This is a genomic window from Anaerococcus porci (genome assembly GCF_034090325.1).
In the GTDB taxonomy this organism is placed as follows: domain Bacteria; phylum Bacillota; class Clostridia; order Tissierellales; family Peptoniphilaceae; genus Anaerococcus; species Anaerococcus porci.
Genome location: NZ_JAXDSU010000050.1, coordinates 1 through 4435, shown reverse-complemented (window position 1 = coordinate 4435; position 4435 = coordinate 1). Strand labels below are relative to the sequence as shown.

Sequence of the window (4435 nt, the reverse complement as noted above, 5' to 3'; positions counted from 1 at the left end):
TAACACTGGTGAAATAAAAGTTGCAATACCTCATACTGACCCAAAACATGTAAAATCAGCTGCTATAGCAGTAGCTACCCTATCGAATAAGGTTAAATTTAAAAATATGGAAGATCCAAATGAAAATATAGGAGTTGATTTGGTATTTATGCTTGCTGTAGCTGACCCCAAATCACAAGTGCCATTATTAGTTAAATTAATGAGTATATTTAGTGACAAAGAATTGTTAAAGAAAATAAAAAATTCAAAAAGCGGTAATGAAATAAAAGAAGAATTAGAAAATTTAATAAAGGAGTAAAGAATGAAAAGAATTGTAGTAGCATGTGGTTCAGGAGTAGCAACAAGTCAAACGGTTGCTTCTAAAATAAATAATATGTTAGAAGATGATGGTATAAGAGCTACAGTGGAGGCCGTAGATATAAAGTCACTAGAAAATATAATAGACTCTGTCGATATATATGTTTCTATTATGCCAGGTGGAAAAACATATGATAATATACCAAAAATAAATGGTATTGCCTTTCTAACAGGTATGGGTATGGAAGAGGAATATGAAAAATTAAAGGGATATATAAATAATTAGGAGATAATATTATGTTAGGTCAAATAGTTAATTATATTTTGGGTTTAGGAGCTGCAATATTTTTACCAATAATTATGATTATAATTGGATTGATATTTAAGATGCCTAAAAAAAGAGCAATTATTTCTGGTATAACACTGGGTGTTGCTTTTACTGGAATGAGCCTTGTATTAGACTTTATGTTTGGAACAATAAGTCCTGTAGCACAAGCTTTAGTTGAAAGAACAGGTATTCAACTTAATTCAGTAGATGTTGGATGGACACCAATGAGTGCTATTGCGTGGGCATGGCCATATGCTTTATTAATGTTTCCAATACAAATTGTTATAAATTTAGTATTAATAGGTTTTAAATGGACAGATACTCTAAATGTTGATATGTGGAATGTATGGGGGAAAATATTTACAGCAACAATGGTTAATGCAATATCAGGAAGCTTAATTTTCGGATTTTTAGCTGCTGTTATTCAAATAGTTATTGAGTTAAAAATGGCAGATGCAAATCACGAAAGGATTCAAAGCTTAACAGGTATACCTGGTGTTACATGTACACATTATATGACTTTTCAATGTGCTTTGATGGCACCTGTGAATAAAATTTTAGACTCAATACCTGCATTAGGAGGAAAATCTTTTAATTCAGATAGTTTAAGAGAAAAAATCGGTATATTTGGTGAAAATAGTGTAATGGGATTATTAGTAGGATCTCTATTAGCGATTATAGCTGGATATGGATTATCTGAAATTTTAAATGTAGGTATAAAAGTATCAGCATCATTGGTTCTTTTCCCTATGGTAGCTAAGTTATTTATGCAATCATTGCAACCTATATCAGACTATGCTAGTAACTATATGAAAAATAAATATAAAGATAGAGAAATTCAAATAGGTCTTGATTGGCCATTTATGGCAGGTAGATCAGAAATTTGGGTTGTTTCAATAATATTAGTACCTATTGAAATTGCGTTGGCATTCCTATTTGCAAAATTTGGATGGACTTCAGTGCTTCCACTTGCTGGAATAGTAAACGTTATTGTGGTAGTACCAGCATTAATAGTTACAAACGGTGATATCATTAAAATGACAATATTATCAGTACTATTTACACCTGCATATTTATTTGTATCAAGTGTTTTTGCACCTGCAGTAACTGAACTTGCAAAACAAGTTGGAACAATAGAAATACCTGCAGGACAATTTATCACATACTTTGGAGTTGAGGCTCCAATATTTAGATGGGCTATCTCAGAAGCTTTTGCATTTAATATTGTAGGTATAATTGCTATAGTTATATTTTTTTCATTATCTGTTATATATATTAAAAATTCAATGAAGAATAAAAAAGTAGATGAATAATAACTAGTAAGGAGAATTATATGTTAGAAGAATTAAAGAAAAATATAATAAGAATTTCTAAAGATGCACAACAAAAAGGATTATGCCAACCTGGTTCAGGAAATTTTAGTGAGAGAGATAAAGAAACAGGATATGTTGCTGTGACTCCAGCAGGTTTAGATAGAATGAAACTTAAAACAGATGATATAATCATTGTGGATTTAGATGGGAACATAATTGAGGCTAAGGAAGGTAGAAGACCATCAAGTGAAACAATGATGCATTTGCAAATATACAAAACAAGAGAGGATATATTTGGAGTAGCTCATACACACTCTAAGTACGCTACAAGTTTTGCTGTTTTAAACAAAGAAATACCTGCATTAGTTTATGAATTAGCTTCAATGGGATTAAAAGAAGCAAGAATTCCAGTTGCTCCTTTTGCAACACCTGGTACACCTGAGTTAGCAAAAACAGTTATAGAATCATGCAAGATAGCTAATGCATTTTTAATGGAAAAACATGGTGCAGTGGGTATTGGTGAGGATTTAGAAAAAGCATATGTAACAATGCAATATTTAGAGGATATTGCAGAAATTTATTTTAATGTACTAATGATAAACAATGGCAAGGAGCCAGAGTCATTTACACAAAAGGATTTTGATGTTTGGAAATATCCTGAAAAATTAAATCTTGAGGACTAGAAAGGATTTTAAATGAAAAAAATAATTAATAAACCAGAAGATTATACTAAAGATTTTGTAGAAGGTTTAATTAAAGCTCACTCAGATAAATATCAATTATTAGATGATGATTTTAGAATGCTAATAAGGAAGGAAAACCCTAAAACAGACAAGGTAGGGATTGTTACTGCTGGGGGTAGTGGACATCTACCATTATTTTTAGGGTATGTGGGAGATAAAATGCTTGATGGTTGTGCAATAGGTAATGTTTTTGCTTCACCATCGTCATCTAAAATGGAAAAATTAATCAGAGAATGTGATTACGGTAAAGGCGTATTATGTTTATATGGTAACTATGGTGGAGACAATATGAACTTCGATATGGCAACGGAAATGACTGATTTTGATGATATAAAAACTCTAAAAATAGCAGTAAAAGATGATATAGCCAGTGCACCCATTGATAAAAAGGATCAAAGAAGAGGAGTTGCAGGTATTGTTTATGCATATAAGATTGCTGGAGCTGCTGCAGACAAAGGTTATGATTTAGATAAAGTTTCTATGATAACTAAAGAAGCTTTAGAAAATATAAGAACTATTGGTGTTGCACTTAGCCCTTGTGTAGTACCTGAAGCTGGTAAAGCAACTTTTGAAATAAAAGATGATGAAATAGAAATAGGAATGGGGATTCATGGTGAAGCTGGAATTGAAGTAAAAAAAATGATGACAGCTGATAAACTAGCTGAACAACTTACAGATAAACTCTTAGAAGAAATTGAATTAAAAGAAAATGATGAGTTATCTGTTATGATTAATGGTTTAGGAGCAACTCCATTAGATGAAATGTATATTGTATATAATAGATTATATGATTTACTTAAAGATAAAAAAGTAAATATAATTCAACCACATATTGGTAACTTCGCCACTTCTATGGAAATGGCAGGTCTTTCAATAACATTTTTCAAATTGAATGATGAGTTGAAACAATTATTAACAGAAGTTTCAAGCACACCATTTTATACTAATTTCAATAAATAGGTGAATTATATGAATAATAAAGATATATTTTTAATAAATAAAAGCATAGAAAAACTTATGAAGGACAACAAAGAATATCTATTAGAGTTAGATCAATTATTTGGAGATGGAGATTTAGGAATTTCTATGTATCAAGGTTTTAAGGGTATGCTTAATAACTATGATCAAGAAGAAACAGATATTGGAAAAGTGTTTATGAAGATGAGTAGAGACTTTAATGAAAGTGCACCATCTTCTTTAGGTACAATATTATCTTTTGGAATGATTGGGATGGCAAAAGCAACTAAGGGAATTACTGAATTAAATAGTGAACAGCTATACGAAGCTTTAAAATCAGGTGTAAATAATATTGTAAGTAAAACAGGAACAAAAATAGGAGAAAAAACTATACTTGATTCACTTATTCCGGCTATAGAAAATACAAAAAATCTTAAAAATAAAGGTTTTAAAATATTAGCTAGGTCTATGGCAGAGGAAGCAGAAAAAGGTGCAATAGAAACTAAAAACTTTGTTAGTAAACACGGAAGAGCTTCTTATCATGGGGAAAAAACGCTTGGTCACATAGATGGTGGTGCTTATGTTGGGAAACTATTGTTTGAAGCGTTAAGCTCCTACTACAATTAAAAATGTATGATACAATGAGACCTATAAAGTTAATAGCCTTTGATTTAGATGGAACTTTGTTAGATGGAAATAGGGAACTATCCAAAGAGAATATAAACTCTATCAAGAAATTATCAGACAGAGGATTTCAAATAGTAATATGTACTGGAAGACCATATCAAGGATTTAAA

General features: G+C 30.8%; 7 protein-coding genes. All 7 read left to right on the top strand.

The window, feature by feature from the left end; genetic code table 11:
- Positions 1-298, top strand: a 298-nt coding sequence (locus SOR60_RS05045) for a PTS sugar transporter subunit IIA (RefSeq protein WP_320595385.1), incomplete at its 5' end; no start/stop codon positions are given.
- 3 nt (positions 299-301) lie between these two features.
- Positions 302-583 (top strand): PTS sugar transporter subunit IIB, encoded by a 282-nt coding sequence (locus SOR60_RS05040; protein WP_320595384.1) that lies wholly within the window; start codon positions 302-304, stop codon positions 581-583.
- Between the two features lie 11 nt (positions 584-594).
- Positions 595-1938, top strand: coding sequence for a PTS galactitol transporter subunit IIC (locus tag SOR60_RS05035; RefSeq protein ID WP_320595383.1), 1344 nt, complete (start codon positions 595-597; stop codon positions 1936-1938).
- A 20-nt stretch (positions 1939-1958) separates the two neighbouring features.
- Positions 1959-2621: a class II aldolase/adducin family protein gene (locus SOR60_RS05030; RefSeq protein ID WP_320595382.1), complete on the top strand. Its 663-nt coding sequence runs from the start codon at positions 1959-1961 to the stop codon at positions 2619-2621.
- A gap of 12 nt (positions 2622-2633) precedes the next feature.
- Entirely contained in the window at positions 2634-3641 is a 1008-nt protein-coding gene (locus tag SOR60_RS05025) for a dihydroxyacetone kinase subunit DhaK (protein WP_320595381.1), read from the top strand.
- Positions 3642-3650: 9 nt separating this feature from the next.
- Positions 3651-4265: a dihydroxyacetone kinase subunit L gene (locus SOR60_RS05020; protein ID WP_320595380.1), complete on the top strand. Its 615-nt coding sequence runs from the start codon at positions 3651-3653 to the stop codon at positions 4263-4265.
- A gap of 2 nt (positions 4266-4267) precedes the next feature.
- Positions 4268-4435: HAD family hydrolase (locus tag SOR60_RS10495; RefSeq protein WP_407654220.1), on the top strand; the 168-nt coding region annotated here is incomplete at its 3' end.

Excerpts from the sequence above, each read along its gene's own strand:
- SOR60_RS05040 (WP_320595384.1), top strand. The coding sequence starts at position 302 with ATGAAAAGAATTGTAGTAGCATGTGGTTCAGGAGTAGCAACAAGTCAA.
- SOR60_RS05035 (WP_320595383.1), top strand. The coding sequence starts at position 595 with ATGTTAGGTCAAATAGTTAATTATATTTTGGGTTTAGGAGCTGCAATA.
- SOR60_RS05030 (WP_320595382.1), top strand. The coding sequence starts at position 1,959 with ATGTTAGAAGAATTAAAGAAAAATATAATAAGAATTTCTAAAGATGCA.
- SOR60_RS05025 (WP_320595381.1), top strand. The coding sequence starts at position 2,634 with ATGAAAAAAATAATTAATAAACCAGAAGATTATACTAAAGATTTTGTA.
- SOR60_RS05020 (WP_320595380.1), top strand. The coding sequence starts at position 3,651 with ATGAATAATAAAGATATATTTTTAATAAATAAAAGCATAGAAAAACTT.